At 52.4% G+C, this 16179-nt stretch carries 18 protein-coding genes and 1 riboswitch; of the genes, 4 read left to right on the top strand and 14 right to left on the bottom strand.

Annotated features, from left to right (window positions below):
- Positions 1-41: 41 nt before the first annotated feature.
- From AC0YNV_RS19565 to AC0YNV_RS19540, 6 genes are all read right to left on the bottom strand, one after another.
- The gene (locus tag AC0YNV_RS19565) at positions 42-2417 is read right to left on the bottom strand and encodes an ATP-dependent DNA helicase (RefSeq protein WP_475769527.1); all 2376 of its coding nucleotides are present in this window, start codon (positions 2415-2417) and stop codon (positions 42-44) included.
- Between the two features lie 138 nt (positions 2418-2555).
- The gene (locus AC0YNV_RS19560; protein WP_210039135.1) at positions 2556-2783 is read right to left on the bottom strand and encodes a cold-shock protein; all 228 of its coding nucleotides are present in this window, start codon (positions 2781-2783) and stop codon (positions 2556-2558) included.
- A 78-nt stretch (positions 2784-2861) separates the two neighbouring features.
- Positions 2862-3062 carry a cold-shock protein gene (locus AC0YNV_RS19555; RefSeq protein ID WP_040951936.1) on the bottom strand — a complete coding sequence of 67 codons (201 nt, stop codon included), beginning with the start codon at positions 3060-3062 and terminating at the stop codon, positions 2862-2864.
- Between the two features lie 334 nt (positions 3063-3396).
- Entirely contained in the window at positions 3397-3846 is a 450-nt protein-coding gene (locus AC0YNV_RS19550; RefSeq protein ID WP_475769526.1) for a peroxiredoxin, read from the bottom strand.
- Positions 3847-3912: 66 nt separating this feature from the next.
- A complete protein-coding gene (locus AC0YNV_RS19545; RefSeq protein ID WP_475769525.1) occupies positions 3913-4380 on the bottom strand; it encodes a MarR family winged helix-turn-helix transcriptional regulator in 468 nt (155 codons plus the stop codon).
- Between the two features lie 131 nt (positions 4381-4511).
- Positions 4512-5336, bottom strand: coding sequence for a helix-turn-helix domain-containing protein (locus tag AC0YNV_RS19540; protein WP_475769524.1), 825 nt, complete (start codon positions 5334-5336; stop codon positions 4512-4514).
- Between the two features lie 117 nt (positions 5337-5453).
- On the opposite strand from AC0YNV_RS19540, the gene AC0YNV_RS19535 reads away from it, so the two are divergent.
- Entirely contained in the window at positions 5454-6677 is a 1224-nt protein-coding gene (locus AC0YNV_RS19535) for an MFS transporter (RefSeq protein ID WP_475769523.1), read from the top strand.
- A gap of 33 nt (positions 6678-6710) precedes the next feature.
- On the top strand, positions 6711-7493 hold the full coding sequence (locus tag AC0YNV_RS19530; RefSeq protein ID WP_475769522.1) for an ABC transporter ATP-binding protein: 783 nt from the start codon (positions 6711-6713) through the stop codon (positions 7491-7493).
- On the opposite strand, the gene AC0YNV_RS19525 is transcribed toward AC0YNV_RS19530, so the two are convergent.
- The 5 genes from AC0YNV_RS19525 to AC0YNV_RS19505 form a co-directional block, all read right to left on the bottom strand.
- The gene (locus tag AC0YNV_RS19525) at positions 7490-8062 is read right to left on the bottom strand and encodes a CBO0543 family protein (RefSeq protein WP_475769521.1); all 573 of its coding nucleotides are present in this window, start codon (positions 8060-8062) and stop codon (positions 7490-7492) included. The two genes, AC0YNV_RS19530 and AC0YNV_RS19525, sit on opposite strands and share 4 nt — an antisense overlap.
- Before the next feature lie 73 nt (positions 8063-8135).
- Positions 8136-8609: a hypothetical protein gene (locus tag AC0YNV_RS19520; protein ID WP_475769520.1), complete on the bottom strand. Its 474-nt coding sequence runs from the start codon at positions 8607-8609 to the stop codon at positions 8136-8138.
- Positions 8610-8632: 23 nt separating this feature from the next.
- A complete protein-coding gene (locus AC0YNV_RS19515) occupies positions 8633-9412 on the bottom strand; it encodes a hypothetical protein (RefSeq protein ID WP_475769519.1) in 780 nt (259 codons plus the stop codon).
- A gap of 207 nt (positions 9413-9619) precedes the next feature.
- Positions 9620-9919, bottom strand: a complete 300-nt coding sequence (locus tag AC0YNV_RS19510) for a hypothetical protein (protein ID WP_475769518.1) — start codon at positions 9917-9919, stop codon at positions 9620-9622.
- A 97-nt stretch (positions 9920-10016) separates the two neighbouring features.
- A complete protein-coding gene (locus tag AC0YNV_RS19505) occupies positions 10017-10616 on the bottom strand; it encodes a beta-xylosidase family glycoside hydrolase (protein ID WP_475769517.1) in 600 nt (199 codons plus the stop codon).
- A 154-nt stretch (positions 10617-10770) separates the two neighbouring features.
- Here AC0YNV_RS19505 and AC0YNV_RS19500 point away from each other — a divergent pair, with 154 nt between their 5' ends.
- Complete coding sequence (locus AC0YNV_RS19500; protein WP_475769516.1) at positions 10771-11331, top strand: N-acetyltransferase family protein; 561 nt, start codon at positions 10771-10773, stop codon at positions 11329-11331.
- A 10-nt stretch (positions 11332-11341) separates the two neighbouring features.
- On the opposite strand, the gene AC0YNV_RS19495 is transcribed toward AC0YNV_RS19500, so the two are convergent.
- From AC0YNV_RS19495 to AC0YNV_RS19485, 3 genes are all read right to left on the bottom strand, one after another.
- Positions 11342-12262, bottom strand: coding sequence for a helix-turn-helix transcriptional regulator (locus AC0YNV_RS19495; RefSeq protein ID WP_475769515.1), 921 nt, complete (start codon positions 12260-12262; stop codon positions 11342-11344).
- 178 nt (positions 12263-12440) lie between these two features.
- Positions 12441-13778 carry an APC family permease gene (locus AC0YNV_RS19490; RefSeq protein WP_475769514.1) on the bottom strand — a complete coding sequence of 446 codons (1338 nt, stop codon included), beginning with the start codon at positions 13776-13778 and terminating at the stop codon, positions 12441-12443.
- 83 nt (positions 13779-13861) lie between these two features.
- A riboswitch (guanidine-I (ykkC/yxkD leader) is annotated at positions 13862-13969 on the bottom strand.
- Positions 13970-14255: 286 nt separating this feature from the next.
- Complete coding sequence (locus AC0YNV_RS19485; protein WP_475769513.1) at positions 14256-15002, bottom strand: SDR family NAD(P)-dependent oxidoreductase; 747 nt, start codon at positions 15000-15002, stop codon at positions 14256-14258.
- Positions 15003-15137: 135 nt separating this feature from the next.
- Here AC0YNV_RS19485 and AC0YNV_RS19480 point away from each other — a divergent pair, with 135 nt between their 5' ends.
- Positions 15138-16037, top strand: coding sequence for a LysR family transcriptional regulator (locus tag AC0YNV_RS19480; RefSeq protein ID WP_475769512.1), 900 nt, complete (start codon positions 15138-15140; stop codon positions 16035-16037).
- Positions 16038-16179 lie beyond the last annotated feature (142 nt).

The raw sequence follows: 16179 nt of genomic DNA, 5'->3' as shown, positions 1-16179 counted from the left end.
CAAGGAGGCATCCGGTTAAGGGATAACCTCCTTGGCTGATTCTATTTTTGCCTCGTGAAGCTCTCCCTGCCGCTGTCATCCCTATTGCCGTATTGTTCGGGAATCATTGGAGCGCCGCCATCCGCGGTCTTCCATTCCTGGGGCAGCAGACGCTGGTACCGGGGTTGAAAATAACGGTCATCAATCAACAGCAGCGTGCCTCTGTCCTGCTCCGACCGGATCAAGCGTCCCCCGGCCTGCAGAACCTTGTTCATACCCGGAAAGACATAGGCATACTCGAAGCCGTCCTTGCCCTGCCCATCAAAATAATCCTTGATAATATTGCGCTCCAGGCCCACCTGCGGAAGCCCGACCCCCACCACTACAACCCCCGTCAGCCGGTCGCCTACCAGATCGATGCCTTCAGAGAACATACCGCCCATGACCGCAAAAGCAATAAGGGATTCCGGGTTATCCGCATCGAAGGCCGCAAGAAAGGCTTCCCGTTCATTCTCCGTCATGCCGGCTCCCTGTATCATCGTTGTCGATGTAAACTGCGTCGTGAACAGCTCATAAATATCATTCATGTAAGCGTAAGACGGGAAGAAAACGAGATAATTGCCTGTCCGTTTGGCCGTAAGCTTACCGATCAGCACCGCAATGGATTCCCTCGTATGCCCGCGGTCCCGGTAACGGGTCGACAGCGGCTCCATATACACCTCAAGCTGCTCGCTGGAGAAGGGAGAGGGCACAACGACGGAATAATCCGTTTCCGCATCGCCGCCGAGCATGTCGATATAATAACTGAGCGGCGACAGCGTGGCGGAGAAGAGAATATGGGAGCGGAAGCCCTTCCCATTCTGTTTCAACAGATAGGACGGGTCCAGGCAAAACAGCTTGATTTGCACTTCATTGCGCACGCTTTCCACATAAGTCACATATCGTTCATCATACAGCTTGCCAATGTCGATAAAGCCTTGTGCCGCATAATAAAGATCCAGCAGCTGCCCCGCTTCGCGGCCGCCTGCTGCAAGCAGCTCACTCTGCGCATGCTCCACAAAAATCTCCAGCAGCTCCAGCAGCTGTCCCGGCAGCTCCGGTTTCACTTCTACCCCGCTGTCGCCGACCTCTTTACGAAGCGCGATAAAAAAATCATTGACCGCTTTGGCAGCACGCTGAAGCTCGGCATGCCTGCCTTTATATTCCCGCTGAATCGCCAGAAAATCCGACTTTCTCAACTCGCTGGAGTACATCTCGCGGGCCCGGTCCACCAGATTATGCGCTTCGTCGATGAGCAGGACGGTCGAACGTTTATGTTCTTCCATCAATCGCTTCAGCTGAACGCGCGGATCGAATACATAATTATAATCGCAGATGACGGCATCTGCCGCGTAAGCCGCATCCAGCGAGAACTCGAACGGGCACACCGTATGCTTGCGGGCGTACTGTTCAATCGTACTGCGCGTCAGCAGCGTCTCATGGGAGAGCATATCGATCATCGCCTCGTTCACCCGGTCGTAATATCCGTCCGCATACGGACAATGCTCCCTGGTGCAGTTCATTTCCTCCTGGAAGCAGACCTTATCCTTGGCGGTAAGCGTCACCACATGCATATGGAGCCCTCTGGCTTCCAGCATGGCATAAGCCTCTTCCGCCGCAGTACGGGTAATCGTCTTGGCAGTCAGATACATCATCCGCTGCAGCAGCCCTTCCCCGATCGCTTTCACAGCAGGAAATATCGTGGAGATCGTCTTCCCGATCCCCGTTGGCGCTTTGGCAAACAGCTTCCGCCCATCCGCAATGCTCTGATAGACCGATCCCGCAAGCTTTCGCTGCCCCGCCCGGTACATCGGAAACGGAAATTGCAGCGCTTTAATGCTGGCATCCCGCAGCCCGCTATGCCTCCGCTTCTGCTCAGCAAAGGGATAATAGCCCTGCACCAGCTCAAGCATGAACAGCTCAAGCTCCTGAAAAGACAGCTCCGCCGCAAAACGCTTCTGCTCTTCCGAAGCTATCTGCACATAGGTAAGCTGAACCCCGATGCTGCCCAGCTCCTGTTCCTTCGCAACCATATAGGCGTAGCATTTGGCCTGTGCCCAGTGAACGGGATAAGACTGCTCATCAATAGAGGCCAGATCCCCCGCAGTCGACTTGATCTCGTCGATTGTAAGTCCATGGCTGCCGGCAACCGTATCCGCAGTTCCGGCAAGCAGCCCATCGCATCTTCCGTCAATGACAAACAGGAGATCCCTATAGGCGATCTCCGTTGATAGATAGACTTCCTTCCGGTCAAGCTCCCCATACTGCTTCTGGACCTTCTGATGGGCCTTCGTCCCATCCGTAAGCGAGCTGACCGAACGAAAACCGGACTCAATACTTCCGCTGCGAAATACATACTCTACGAGTGATCTGACCGATAGTTGGACGATGTCCGTCATAGCGACTCCTCATTGTCCGTCATAGGAACATTTGTTCTTTCATCTTAACATGAACAACGGATCATGCGCTACTTGCGAAGCTTCGATAAGCTTATATGCGCAATAAAAAAACCGCCCCGCAGTGCTCAGGGGCGGTTCTTATATTTGTACACCCTTTTTCAAGGCTTTGAGATCGCCATTCGAATTGTTCAGCGCCGGCAGCATTCTCATGCTTTTTACCATAGGGGTATGACAGACATGACAGGTCGGTACATACTCGAAAGCGAAATTATCACGCATCCAGCTTTTGCAATCGTCTTTCGGGCAGGACCAGATGACTGTATTTTCTTCAGGGATATCCTCTAACGGTTTTTTCCTGTTGTACAAGATGATTCCCTCCTTTGATAGAAAAAAACCGCCCTCAACTCATGTTAAGGGCAGTCTTTACCTTGCAGCTTGTTAAGACTACAGTTTTACAACGTTTTCGGCTTGTGGTCCACGGTTGCCTTGAACAACGTTGAACTCAACGCGTTGGCCTTCGTCAAGGGATTTGAAACCGTCGCCAACGATTGCACTAAAGTGTACGAATACGTCGTTGCCGCCTTCAACCTCGATGAAACCAAAGCCTTTTTCTGCATTAAACCATTTAACTGTTCCTGTTTGCATAGGTAAAACCTCCAAAAATAAATTAACATGTACCTTTTTATTCAGAGAAGCAAATAAAAAATTCACACATTGAAAAAGGAATCATTCTCACAAATGCCAACCCTTTTCAATGAGTGAATGCAGGTTCTTTGTTTACGAGTAACCTTATAATAGCACAGCCATTTCTATAAAGCAAATGTTTAGACACATTATTGCCCAATTTATTTTTCCAATCATGTTGAATCAAGGAAAAGCCGCCATTTTCTCTCCCTGACCGGAAATAAAAAACCGCTTCTCCGCGGCGGAGAAACGGTCACCTGCTGCGCATCATGACAATCTCCCGTTCCATTACGTATCATTCAGTTGAGCCGATGGCTGCCAGAATTTCTTCCGTCGGGCGGTTGCCTTTCCTGGCATAAATGATCCTGCCGGACTTCCCGATCACATACACAACGCGCTGCTGCGGCTGTCCGATGATCCCGAGAATCCCTTTCTTGACGTCATAGCTGTCCTTGATGCGGCTGTCCGTGTCCGTAACCAGCGGAAAATCATAATTATTCTTCATCGCAAAACGCTTGTGATGCTCCAGCGATCCAGGATTAACCCCCAGAACGAGCGCATTGGCAGCTTCGTACTGTTTGCTGGAATCGCGGACAGCGCACAGCTGCTTGGTGCATAACGGGGTTTCGTCCTGCGGATAAAAAATCAGTACGATCGGCTGTTTGCCCAAATGGTTTTGCAAAGCTACCTTTCCTTTCGTGCTCTCCGCTTCAAATACAGGCGCCTGATCTCCAACTTGCAGCATTGTGAACTCCCCCCGTGTTGTATAGCCTTTCTTCGCCTGGCTTGATGGTTTCCGCCTGTCCGTCTATCAGCTTGTGCCGGACTGCGGCATAGCTGCATTAATCTGCGCCATCAATTTCTTGATCTGGCCGTTCAGCGCCGTCAATTCCTCCAGGGGCAAATTGCTGGAAGCAAACAGCGATTGCGGTATACACACCGCCCGCTCCTTCAGGGCAAGCCCATTCTCGGTAATCCGCACAATAACAATCCGTTCATCCTCCGTCGAACGTTTTCGCTCCACCAGATTCGCAGCTTCCATGCGCTTGAGCATCGGCGTCAGCGTTCCCGAATCAAGATCAAGCGTCTCGCTGAGCTCCTTCACGGTGCTTTGGCTGCGTTCCCACAGTACAAGCAGGACCAGATACTGCGGATACGTCAGTCCAAGCTCGTCAAGCAGCGGGCGGTACATCCGGGAAATCGCTCTGGAGGCAGCGTATAGGGAGAAGCATAGTTGATTGTCCAGCTTCAAATATTCATGTTCATTTTGGCTCATCATTTTACTTTGCCCTCTCTAGTTGTCAAATTCATTTGTGCACAATTAAATTTGATAGACTTATCATAGCTCAATCTGGAGCGGAATGTCAACTTCGCAGCATGCACCCATCCTGAACTGCTGTCCGGCCGCTGTCAGCGGCTGCTGCTTGTCCGGAATTCCTCCGGTGTAACGCCAACCGCCTTCAGGAAAGCCCGGTAAAACTGGCTGGTGCTGGAGAAGCCAAGCTTTACGCTCATCTGGGTTATGGTGCAGCCCCCTTGGCGAAGCTGCTTCTTGGCCTCCTCCATTCTCAGCCCCAGGACATACTGGTACGGAGTTTTATGGGTATAGGCCTTGAATGTCCTTATAAAATGAAACCGGCTCTGGAGCGCGATGGCCGCCAATGTGTCGATATTGATTCGATCCGTATAGCTCGCGTGTATATAATCCAGCACTCTGGTCATATGCCTGTCTGAAGAGGTCAGCCCATCCCCCGGCGCGCTGAAGGGTACCGGGTTCCCTCCATTAATGGCATGACTGCCCTTCAAGCTGTAATACAGGAAGGAGAGCACCCGCGATTCCGTCTCGTCCACAGCGAGCGGATCGGCCGGATCGCCCCTGAACAGCTCCGATGACCAGCTCTGGAACTGCTTCATAATAAGAGAAGGATCGAATGTCTGCTGCATGGCAAAATCAACCTCCGGCTCGCGGAAGAAATCACTGGGCCGGTCGTTGCGTATTTGAATGACGATCACGCTGGAATCCTCCCCGATGCGGAAGCTGTGTTCCTGCGCGGAGTACTGGAGCAGGCCATGGCCGTCCCTGATACCGTAATCCTTGTTCTCCTGTGTGAGGTAGCAGATTCCCTTGGTTGGAATCGTCAGCTGGAGCCGGTCCTCATGGACATGCGGCAGATTGGAAAAAGCCTCTTCTATCCGCCACAGCGCAAGCTGCGGCGTTTCAATTATGATTTTCATCTGTCTTCACCTGTGCTTATTATAGCAATTATTGCTCCCGCGAATAGCACTTTTCGCGGCGACTTCCGCCGCTTCCCTCCTGTAAAATAAGGAAATTAAAAAGGGGGATGATAACCAATGCCGCAATTGAAAGGACAAACAGTATCGCAAGCCGTTTCCCTGAACAAGCCCAATCGCACAGCCTTCTACATCCTGCTCGGCGTCAGCCTTGCCCATCTGCTTAACGACGCCATGCAATCTGTCGTCTCGGCCGTATTTCCCCTGTTTCAGAAATCCATGCAGTTAAGCTTCGCCCAGATCGGCTGGGTTGCGTTCTGCTTAAGCATCACGGCATCGATTTTGCAGCCTCTGATCGGTTATTATACAGATAAGAAGCCTATGCCTGTCCTGCTGCCCGCCGGCATGGCGTTCACGCTGCTCGGCATGATCGGGCTGGCCTTTTCTACTGAGCTGTGGATGCTTCTGGCTTCTTCGGCGCTGATTGGCGTCGGCTCCTCCGTGCTGCATCCGGAGTCCTCCAGAGTTGCCCATATGGCGGCAGGCCAGGGCAAAGGGCTCGCGCAGTCGATCTTCCAGGTCGGCGGCAATACCGGACAGGCTCTGGCGCCTTTGATGGTCGCTTTTGTCATAACGCCTCAGGGACAGCTCGGCTTCCTCTGGTTTACCGCTCTCGCCGTAATCGGTATTGCCGTGCAGCTTGCGGTCAGCAGATGGTACGGCAGGCAGTCCCGGTCCGTCAAGACTGCGGCTCCCAGGACGGCTGCCCCAAATACACAGCAGCTCGGCAGAAGAACGGTTAACTTCGCCATTGGCATCCTTATCCTGCTGCTATTCTCCAAGTTTGTTTATATTGCCAGCATGACGGGCTATTATGCTTTTTATTTCATGAACCGCTATCAGCTCCCCTTGGAGCAGGCCCAAATATGCTTGTTTGCCCTGCAGTTCGCTGGCATGATCGGCACGCTGCTCGGCGGACCCTTGGCTGACCGCTTCGGCAGGCAGCGGATGATCTGGTTCTCCATTGCCGGCACAGCGCCCTTCTCCATGCTGCTTCCCTATGCCGACGCCTTCTGGTCCGTTGTACTCTGCCTGTTTATCGGCGCCATCCTGATGTCCGGCTTCTCGGTTATCATCGTCTATGCGCAGGAGCTGCTTCCCGGCAAGGTCGGGACGGTATCCGGCTTGTTCTTCGGGCTCGCCTTCGGACTCGGCGGTCTTGGCTCGATTGTGCTGGGCTGGCTGATGGATGTGACCAGCGTTTCACTTGTCATTCATCTATGCGCCTATCTGCCTCTGCTCGGTGTATGTGCATTCCTTCTGCCCAAGGACCGTCGGATTTAAAAACTTTGCAATGGAAATGAGGACCTTCATAATATGGAAACGATTATTGATATGCAGGGAGTAAGCTGGCAGAGAGAGGACCGGCTTTTGCTGAATGAGGTCAGCTGGAGGGTATTGCCCCGGCAGCACTGGGCGCTGCTTGGCCTCAACGGATCAGGCAAGACGACGCTGCTGAACATGATTAACGGCTATCTCTGGCCGACAAAAGGCAGCATCAAGGTGCTTGGCCGCACGCTCGGCGAAACGGATGTCCGCCATTTGCGCCAGTCGATCGGCTGGGTCAGCTCTTCCCTTCAGGATAAGCTGTACGGCACCGATTCCGGGGAGCGTATTGTGCTAAGCGGCAAGTACGCCACGATCGGGCTGTATGACCGTCCCTCTGAGGAAGATATCAGCTACGCCTACGCCTGCATGGAGGCCTTGCAGTGCACGAAGCTGTGGAGCCGTGAATACCGCACCTGCTCGCAGGGAGAGAAGCAGAAGCTGCTTATCGCCCGCGCCTTGATGGCGAATCCGCAGCTGCTTATCCTTGACGAGCCCTGCAATGGGCTGGACTTATTTTCCCGCGAAAGCCTGCTATCGGCGATTACAGCCCTGGCGTCCCGTACGGACACGCCGACCTTGATCTATGTCACTCACCATACCGAGGAAATTTTGCCTCTCTTCAGCCATATACTGCTGCTGCGGCGCGGGCAGGTCGTTCAAGCCGGCGAGAGGGAGTCGGTCATGAATGCTGATATTCTCAGCGCCTTCTTCGAGAATCGCGTTACCGTGGAAAACCATGATAATCGGATTTATCTCCGCCCTCATTCTTAGGGCAGCTGGCGCCGCCGGGCGGCGGAACTGTGCATAACTCTTTCCGTCACCCAGCGGACCGCTATTGCCAGAGCAAAATAAATAGGAAACGAATAGATATGCTTCCAAAGATGCGGTTCATAGATGCCCAGCCATTCCATAATCGGTTCAAATACAAAAGCGAACACCGCAGACAGAATCAGGTGGACGATCATGAACGGCTTCCAGCTTCTGAAATATTGATAGGTGAGCATGTGGATGACAGGCAGCATGCTATAATCGACGGAAATCAGCCGCGGAGATATACGAAGCAGCTGATAGGGGTATGACCAGTACATATTCATCGAGCCGATATCATCCAGACAATCGACCACAATAATCGTAATCAAACCCAGAATAACAATTTGCGTTAACCGCGAACGGTCGACCAGCTTCCACCAGATCACCCATGGTATGATCAGCGCAGCCAGCAAAAACCACCACTGCGGCGTAAATAAGTCGTGATGCAGCCAGTACCCGTTCCTGAGTTCCTTCCATTCCTCGCTTATTTCCTTTATGTCCTCAAAGGTAGGACTTTCCTTAACCGCCATCTTCAATCACCCTTTTTACGATGCAATGAATGCGTCCGATCCCTTTCAGTGCCTTTTGCTGCCGTTTCCCGCCTCATGCAGTCGGCTCCTCCTTGTTGAAGACGGTGATGCCAAGAGCCAATTGGTTCCACAGCAGATCCTTTACCTTCTCTGTCTGATACTCCTTGCATTTGACCATGACGAAAACATCGATCCGATTATCGCTCTTGTAGGTCTTCTTCTTGCCTTTATTGGTATGCCAGTAATCCACGACGAATCCGATGAGAATTCCGGCTACAAGTCCGATTAATGCCCACAGTACAGGTCCCCATTTCAGTAAAAAACCGTATATGCCCCCCAGCAGCATCAGAACCGCTCCGATAATGGCCGATAAGTCCACAAAGCTCTTCCCGTCTGTATAATGAATGGTATCCAGGGTGTGATTGGGTTCTGTTCTTTTATCAAGAGGCAGAACCAGGATGGACTGTTTCGAAACGCCGATTTTCTGGATTTCCGCAATCGCAAGCTCGAGCCTTCCGGAATGTTCAAACGAGGCGACGACATACATGATTGATCTCTCACTCCATTCCTTCAAATTGGCATGTCATACAGCTGGTCCTGATAGTCCTGCTTGAAATAGGCGGCCTGCTCCTTCTTGAACAAGCGGTTGTACTCCACGGTAATCACGTAGGCATCGTAAGCCACAAAGGTATAAAGAGAAGGAAGATTAAGAAACCATTGAATGTTCAAATCCGCTTTGGCAGCAGCAAAGTGAAATTCCATGCTGTCATGGATGGCGGGAAGAATGCCGGAGAGGTAAACTACGCCCATGAACCAGCCGATGAAGATGCAGGCTGATGGAAGGGAGTTGAGATAGATATGCCCGAGACCGGGAGCCAGGATGGACCACAGGAGCGACATCAGTGGCTTTCTCTTTACCAGATTGTTCCTCTCGAGAAAGGATATATTATCTGATAAGACGTTGAAGCCTTCCGCGCTGCTCAGCGCATAATCATGATTGTACTGGACCGTTTTCTTGTAGACGTCCCATATAGAGAAGAGATACGCCGTTATGTAAAACAAAAACCACTCCGTATCCAATGCCTGGACAGCCAGCTCAAATTGACCGGTAATGGAGTAGAAAATAGCCATATTAATTCCTGACGCATAATTCACGACGGATTCCCAGAGAATCAAAATAAATGCAGTGATATTCTTGCTCAGCATCATATGGCCCAGTCCGGGATAAGCAGCAGACCACCAGGCGACGACCCAGGGATTCCGGACATGCATAAGGTTAATATTATAGGAACTGATATAGGCGGAAACGTACCGTTGGGACGACTTGACGCCATTGTTTTTGGAGGGCATGATCGGTGGACTCCTGTTGGTTGTATTGGAATAAGGTTATCTTTGCCACATCCCGTGCAAATATTCCGGATCAGCCAAAATCCCGCTCTCGCGGATTCACGCAAGGCGGGATATGCAGAGTGACTTGTTATCCAAAAAAAAAGAAGCGTCCTGTGCCTGCCAGGACCGCTTCTTCCATATTAGAAAGACAAAGATGTACAAGATGTCCTAATGCTCGTCCAGCTCTTCTTCCTCCGGTTCATTGCCGACCCCATTGAGCAGGTCTGTGCCGTGGAATTCCTCCTGCGGCGCAGCCGGGTCAACAGGAGTGCTGTCGACATCGGCTTCCGCCTCGGCAACTCTATCTTCATCCGCCTTCAGGACCGCATCGTAGGGATAAACCTCCAGCAGCTCGTCCACATCGCCCTGAACCTCATCCTCCGGAATCTCATCGGCAAACAAGCCGGCATGCTTATCAATATCACGCTGTGTGACCAAATCTTTATCTTCGCTGAGTTTCTTATCCATTCGGGCGGCCTCCTTGATGATTTATAGGCTATCGGGTATATATTACCCCGATTGTCCGGATCCGGAACGCCGGTCAAGAATTTTCTTGCCTCGCTGGTTACAAATCCGTTAGCTGTAAGCCCGTAAACACTGCCCAGCGCGCCGGAGTCTCCCCGCCGCCATGCGAACACAGACCGGGCTTGAACGCTCCCGCTTCAAGCCCGGCATACCGCCCCATCTCCGTCCAGATGCCGTCTTCGCTCTCCAGAAAACGCGCCGCCGCCTCATTCCCGCTCCAGTCCAGCTGAAGCCGGATTGTTCTGGCATCCGTTGCCATCTTGACGAGGCTGAGAACCCGGGTTGCCCCTTGAACCTCGACGGCCAGCACGACCACATGCTTATCGTTTACAAGCTCCTTGACCAGCTTGATATAATTATCATCATCCGCATAAAGCAGCAGTCCCGCCTGCTCCGAGTTCCGCTCCGGCGCCAGCGTTACTTCAACTTCCAGTCGGACAGCCCCCGTAAAGCCCTTGCTGCGTACGAGAATATTGCGTGCGTTATTGCTGTCTTCCCAGAGACTTCCCGGAAGAGCGGCAATATGCAGCGCTTCTCCCTCTGACCGCCATCCAGCCTTGTCCTCTCTCAGCCATCGGTAACCTTCTTCTGATAAACGGGAAAAATGGACTTCGTTTGCTGCTTTGTGCTGACCTGCCATCCCTTTCACTCCATTTCATAGTATAGATTCATAAACAATAACCGCAGATGACCCGTTCCTAATCTCGCAGCTTCAACTATTATATTATAAAATCATTCCACAGCCTTGCATTCTTCCAGAGCGCAGGCGCCGCATAACCAATGGGAGGTACCGTATGATTATTCGTCCAGCTGCACCGGAGGATGCCGGGCAGGTCATTCCGCTGCTTTATGATGCGATCGGCAGCATTGCTTATGTACTGACCGGAACCGATAATCCTGCATCTGCTATCCACGCTATGAGCGAGTGGTACAAACAGCGCAACAATCGGCTGAGCTATGAAAATGTGCTGGTTGCCGAGAAGGACGGTGAAGCGGTCGGAGCAGCCTTGTTCTATCATGGCAGCCGGATCGCGGAACTGGACCAGCCGCTGCTGGATCGGCTGGCCGCCAGGAAAGGCATTATACTTGCCAGCTTCCCGGCGGAGTCGCGGGAGAACGAATTTTATCTGGACTCGCTCGCAGTGAATCCCGCTTGCCGGGGACAAGGAATTGGCAGCCGGCTGATGCAGGCGTTCGAAGCCGCGGCCGCCCGGCAGCAATATGACCGGGTCGCCCTTATTGTCAGCTCAGACAATCCCCGGGCCAGGAAACTGTATATGAGCCAGGGCTATGTTTCGGATGGACAAATCGATATTGCGGGCGCTGAATACGATCATATGGTCAAGCTCCTGTAGGGGTTTGGAATCATGATTGATAATGCAGCATCATATTCTCCACCTGCTTCCGCAGCTCGGCAATTAATTCGGGCGGATCGGCTACCATGACATACGAGCTGTAGCTGAGAATATTCTGAATGGCCCGCTCCATTGATGAATAATGGGCGTTAACCGACAGCGTGCCATCCGGATTCTCGGTAACGACATCAAAGCCAAATTCATCCCTCACCCTGGTCTTGACAGCGGGATCAAAACGCAAAGCAGCGCTCACCTTTGCGAAATTGGCCTGACTCATAAACCGCCGCTCGACATCCTGCAGGGTGTAATTGCGGCGGATGAACGTATCCGGCAAATCGGCAAGCTTGTTGACGCGGCTGATTCGGAATACGCGATAATCCGATCGGGCGAGGCAATAACCGTACATATACCAGACGTAGCCCTTCAGAAAGATCCCCATGGGCTCAACCGTCCGCTGCGTTTCTGTCCCTTGGTTATCCAGATAGTCGAACCTGACCAGCTGCTGCAGTCTAATCGCCTGATGGATAGGCGCAAGCTTGTCCTTATCGTTGGGGGTCGGGGTAAAATCAAGATCGACTTTATAGGTATCGGCAGACTTTGCTTTACCCGGCATCAGAGCTCCTATTCTCGTGAGCAGTCCGTCGATATCCGGGTTGTCCGTTGCGGAACGGGCTCCGCGCAGTGCGCTGCAGATCGATGAAAAGTCTTCAAGCGACAAAATCTGCTTGTCCAGGCGGTAGCCGGGCAATATCTCATAGCCCCCATCCGAGCCGGGAAAAGAAACAATCGGAATGCCAGCCAGATTAATCGAATCCATATCCCGGTAAATCGTCCGCAGAGAGACCTCGAACCGTGCAGCCAGCTCCGTTGCGCTGACCCGGGTCTGATTTAGCAGCGTCATGGTGATGGCGAGCAGTCGATCCAGCTTCAAGCTAAGCACCTCCCTCACCTTTATATATGATTTTATAATTTAGATCACAATTATTTTCTTCTACAAAGCCGATGAAATGACCTTCTTCTCAACGAATTTGTCGAGAAAGCCCGGCTGGAGGAAGAAAGGGTCGAACAGATGAAGCCTGCCCGACCCTTTGAGATAGCTGCGTTTTGATCTAGATTTGAGTCTCCGCAGGTCTTGGCTTGAGTCTTTCCCCGGCTGCCTGGGAAGTTCTTGTCCGGTATAGATGATAGACAATGCCAAGCAGCATCCATAAGGAGCCTGCAAGAAGCGCATTCCGGTCCAGCTGGAACAGCAGGTAAATGATAAAGCCGGCCCCAAGGAGCGGTGACACCAGATAAAGCAGCGTTTGCTTCAACGAGCGCTGGTTGTCTTTCAGATAACGTTTTGCGATAACGGACAGGTTGACGAAAACGAAGGCGGTCAGCGCGCCGAAGCTGACGAATTTAACCGCGGCGTCCAGGCTGATCGTCAAAGCCAGCAGCGATATGACGCTTGTAATGATAATATTGCGTGTCGGTGTTTTGAAGCGCGGGTGCAGGTAACCGAATATCCGCTTGGGCAGGATCGAATCCCGGCCCATCACATACAGCAGTCTCGAAACACTTGTAATCGACGTCAGTCCCTGGGTGAAGATCGCCAGGATCAGAATCGTGATGAACAACGCGCTCAGCCCGGCTCCGCCGACCATTCTCACCAGTTCGAAGCCGGCCGAATCCAAATTGACAAAGGAAAGCTGCGGATACGCCAGCTGCGTCAAATAGGAAGGAATCAGGTACATGACGCCTGCGGCTATGATAATAATGAGGATGGCCCTTGGAATCGTCTTCCTGGCATCGACGGTCTCTTCCGCCATCGTGGTGATGGTGTCGAAGCCCAGAAACGAGAAACAGATAATAGAAGCGCCAGCCAGTATAGTGGAGAACGGGATCCCCGCATGGACAAACGGCTGCAGCGGATGGATGGCTTCCGCCCCGGTCAGCCCTTTGATCAGGAAGAAGCAGAATACGGCGATGAATGTAAGCTGAAGCAGGACGAACAGCTTGCTGATAATCGCAGAGAAGTTAATGCCGATGATATTGACGACAGCAAGTGCCGCGTTGAGCAGAACGATCCAGACAAAGGTCGGGACGGAAGGGAATTGCGCGTGCAGATAGATCCCGAAGGTCAGACAAGCGATAATTGGCGAGAATAGATAATCCAGCAGGAGCGCCCAGCCGACGAGGAAGCCGACATAAGGATGGAGCGACTTTCCGGCGTAGGTGTAAGCCGAGCCTGATGCAGGATAGGTCCTGGCCATAACGCCGTAGCTGCGGGCGGTGAAGAAGATGGCGATAACCGCAATCAGGTACGCCACCGTCAGCATCCCCCGCGAGGTATCATAAGCAATGCCGTAGACGGTAAAATAAATCATCGGCGTCATCCAGGCAAGCCCCAGGAAAACAACCTGAAACAAGGTTAAGGTCTGGCGAAGCTTTACTTCTTCTTTCATGATCTCTCTCACCCTTCGTCAAGGACTGACAGGCCCTTCAGGCACCGAAAATAAAAATGCCCGGGTGATATCATCATCTGATATCCTCCCGGGCTTTTGTCCCTCCGTGTACACAGCAAAGGCCCTGCTGTGCGTCTTCTCTTGGACCGGACCGGTGGCATGCCAACCGCGGAACCCTAGAAAACTTGTGAATTATTCATATTTGATGGTAGATTAACATACATTCTTGTCTGAGTTGGATAAGCAATGCCATGCATTCATATTTTATGTAAGATAATATAACATAACAAACAGGGTTTTGAAAACCTTTTTGTTTAATTATTTTTATTCACCTAACATAATATGTTATATATGACCTGAGTAACCCACTAAGAAATCCGGTAATTCCGGTTAATCCTCTGCGGGTGCAGATGAAAAAAAGCAAGCCCTCCCACGGCTGAATTCCTCCGTAAATGGCTTGCTTGTCTCAAATATCCGCTACAGCGTCTGCCCGCCGTCCACCGTAATGATTTGTCCGGTCATCGATTCCTGCTCCAGAGCGGCGCAGATGATGGCGGCGATATCCTCGGGCGTCGTAATGCGCCGCAGAAGCAGCTTTCCGCCCCGTTTGTGCATTTGTTCCTCCCGGCCTGTCCACCATCTTGTCGCAACTGCTCCCGGAGCTACGCTGCTGACCCGGATCTCCGGCGCCAACGCGCGGGCCAATGATTTCGTCAGGCCGTGCACCGCCGCTTTGGATACCGCATAGGGCAGAGAGGAGCCTGAGCCGGTTAGTCCCGCTATACTGCCCAGATTCACAATAGCACCCTGCTTATTTTTCTTCATCCAGGGGGCGACAGCGCGGGCACAGTAGAACATGCCTTTGACATTGACAACATACAGCTCATCCCAAACATCATCCCCTGCCGCCTCCAGGTCATCAAGAGGAATATGCCGGGTAATGCTTGCATTGTTGACGAGCAGATCGACAGAACCAAAATGCCGGATAATGACGTCCACCATCTGCCGCACTTCTTCGTCCCTGGAAACATCCGCCTGAATCGCGATTGCGCGCCCGCCGCCTTCGGCAATCAGCTGTACCGTCTCATCCGCCTCGGCCTTCGAGCGGGAATAGTTGACGGCTACTGCCGCTCCCTTCGCAGCCAGCAGCAGGCTTACCGCCCGGCCGATTCCGGTGCCTCCGCCTGTAACGAGAGCCACTTTTCTGTTCAAATCCACTGGCATTCACTCCTTGTTTGTGTGTAGGCTTGGTCAGTATCCGATCTTGGCTTTATTTTAAAGGGTTATCCCGATTTTGTATAATTGAATAAATTGAAGACTTTGTTCACTATAATTGAACTCGTAACGGAGGTTGCAAGGATGGATATGAAAGCTTTAAACACCTTTCACAGGATCGTGGCCCGCGGAAGCTTCCAGAGCGCCGCCGAAGAAATGAATTATGCCCAATCCACCGTAACGATGCAAATTCAGAAGCTGGAGGCCGATCTGGGCGTACAATTAATCGAACGAGGGAAAAAAATCCGGCTGACAGAGGCAGGAAGACTGCTGTATGAACAAAGCCTGCCCATCGTCAAGGATCTACAGCAGCTGCAGAATCGTCTGGTAGATTTGAAGCTTGGGGATGCCGGAATGATCCGCCTTGGAGCAACTGAGCCTGGCGCCAGCTACCGGCTGCCCGTCCTGCTCGGGAAATTCATGAACCGGTTCCCCAATATCCGTATCTCCGTTGATATCGCCAGCACACCGGCTTTATGCGAGCAGCTTCTCCACAGTACTCTCGACCTTGCGCTCTGCTCAGCTCCCGAGCTTGCTTCCGGGCTGTATTTCGAACCTTTATATACGGAGTCGTTCGTCGTATTGATGCCCGAGGGACACCCGCTTGCCAGGCAAGCCGTCATCAGACCGGAGGATATCCGCGGGCATCGCCTGCTCATTACTTCCATAGGCTGCCCTTACCGCCGGAAACTCGAGATAGCGCTCCAGGAATCAGGAACGACCGCTATCGACATGATGGAGATCGGGAGCATGGCCGCTCTGAAATATTATGTCGAACAACGGCTTGGAATCGCCCTTGTCCCCCGGATTGCCTTGAATCCCGCCCCGGCCGGAACCACTATGCGTTCGCTGGACAGCCCTATTACAGACATGACCTGCGGCATCGTCTGCAGAGCCCCGGATTATCCGCTGAAGCAGGCTGGGGCGAGAGTCTTCCATTTCCTTAAGACAGAGCTGCAGGAACCAAGCGGCAGCATGGCCTGAGGAGCGTCCCGTTTCCTGTTGAGTACCCGCACAACAAAAACGACTCATGCCCGCTTGCCCATGACAGAGCCATTCTGCTTAATCCGGATATTCCGCCGCGTACTGCAGCTGCTGCCGGCGTTCCGAACGACCACCCTTTGCA

The sequence above is a fragment of the Paenibacillus sp. JT31N11 genome, assembly GCF_056269285.1.
The sequence above is the reverse complement of the archived record's forward strand: the minus strand, read 5'-3'. Positions and strand labels throughout refer to the sequence as shown.

What these genes read in the sequence shown, in the direction of transcription:
- AC0YNV_RS19520 (WP_475769520.1), bottom strand. Translation starts at nt 8,609, where the DNA reads ATGTATGTCGTCGCCTCGTTTGAACATTCCGGAAGGCTCGAGCTTGCG.
- AC0YNV_RS19505 (WP_475769517.1), bottom strand. Translation starts at nt 10,616, where the DNA reads ATGGCAGGTCAGCACAAAGCAGCAAACGAAGTCCATTTTTCCCGTTTA.
- AC0YNV_RS19500 (WP_475769516.1), top strand. Translation starts at nt 10,771, where the DNA reads ATGATTATTCGTCCAGCTGCACCGGAGGATGCCGGGCAGGTCATTCCG.
- AC0YNV_RS19540 (WP_475769524.1), bottom strand. Translation starts at nt 5,336, where the DNA reads ATGAAAATCATAATTGAAACGCCGCAGCTTGCGCTGTGGCGGATAGAA.
- AC0YNV_RS19515 (WP_475769519.1), bottom strand. Translation starts at nt 9,412, where the DNA reads ATGCCCTCCAAAAACAATGGCGTCAAGTCGTCCCAACGGTACGTTTCC.
- AC0YNV_RS19530 (WP_475769522.1), top strand. Translation starts at nt 6,711, where the DNA reads ATGGAAACGATTATTGATATGCAGGGAGTAAGCTGGCAGAGAGAGGAC.
- AC0YNV_RS19550 (WP_475769526.1), bottom strand. Translation starts at nt 3,846, where the DNA reads ATGCTGCAAGTTGGAGATCAGGCGCCTGTATTTGAAGCGGAGAGCACG.
- AC0YNV_RS19555 (WP_040951936.1), bottom strand. Translation starts at nt 3,062, where the DNA reads ATGCAAACAGGAACAGTTAAATGGTTTAATGCAGAAAAAGGCTTTGGT.
- AC0YNV_RS19490 (WP_475769514.1), bottom strand. Translation starts at nt 13,778, where the DNA reads ATGAAAGAAGAAGTAAAGCTTCGCCAGACCTTAACCTTGTTTCAGGTT.
- AC0YNV_RS19480 (WP_475769512.1), top strand. Translation starts at nt 15,138, where the DNA reads ATGGATATGAAAGCTTTAAACACCTTTCACAGGATCGTGGCCCGCGGA.
- AC0YNV_RS19565 (WP_475769527.1), bottom strand. Translation starts at nt 2,417, where the DNA reads ATGACGGACATCGTCCAACTATCGGTCAGATCACTCGTAGAGTATGTA.
- AC0YNV_RS19510 (WP_475769518.1), bottom strand. Translation starts at nt 9,919, where the DNA reads ATGGATAAGAAACTCAGCGAAGATAAAGATTTGGTCACACAGCGTGAT.
- AC0YNV_RS19525 (WP_475769521.1), bottom strand. Translation starts at nt 8,062, where the DNA reads ATGGCGGTTAAGGAAAGTCCTACCTTTGAGGACATAAAGGAAATAAGC.
- AC0YNV_RS19485 (WP_475769513.1), bottom strand. Translation starts at nt 15,002, where the DNA reads ATGCCAGTGGATTTGAACAGAAAAGTGGCTCTCGTTACAGGCGGAGGC.
- AC0YNV_RS19545 (WP_475769525.1), bottom strand. Translation starts at nt 4,380, where the DNA reads ATGATGAGCCAAAATGAACATGAATATTTGAAGCTGGACAATCAACTA.
- AC0YNV_RS19535 (WP_475769523.1), top strand. Translation starts at nt 5,454, where the DNA reads ATGCCGCAATTGAAAGGACAAACAGTATCGCAAGCCGTTTCCCTGAAC.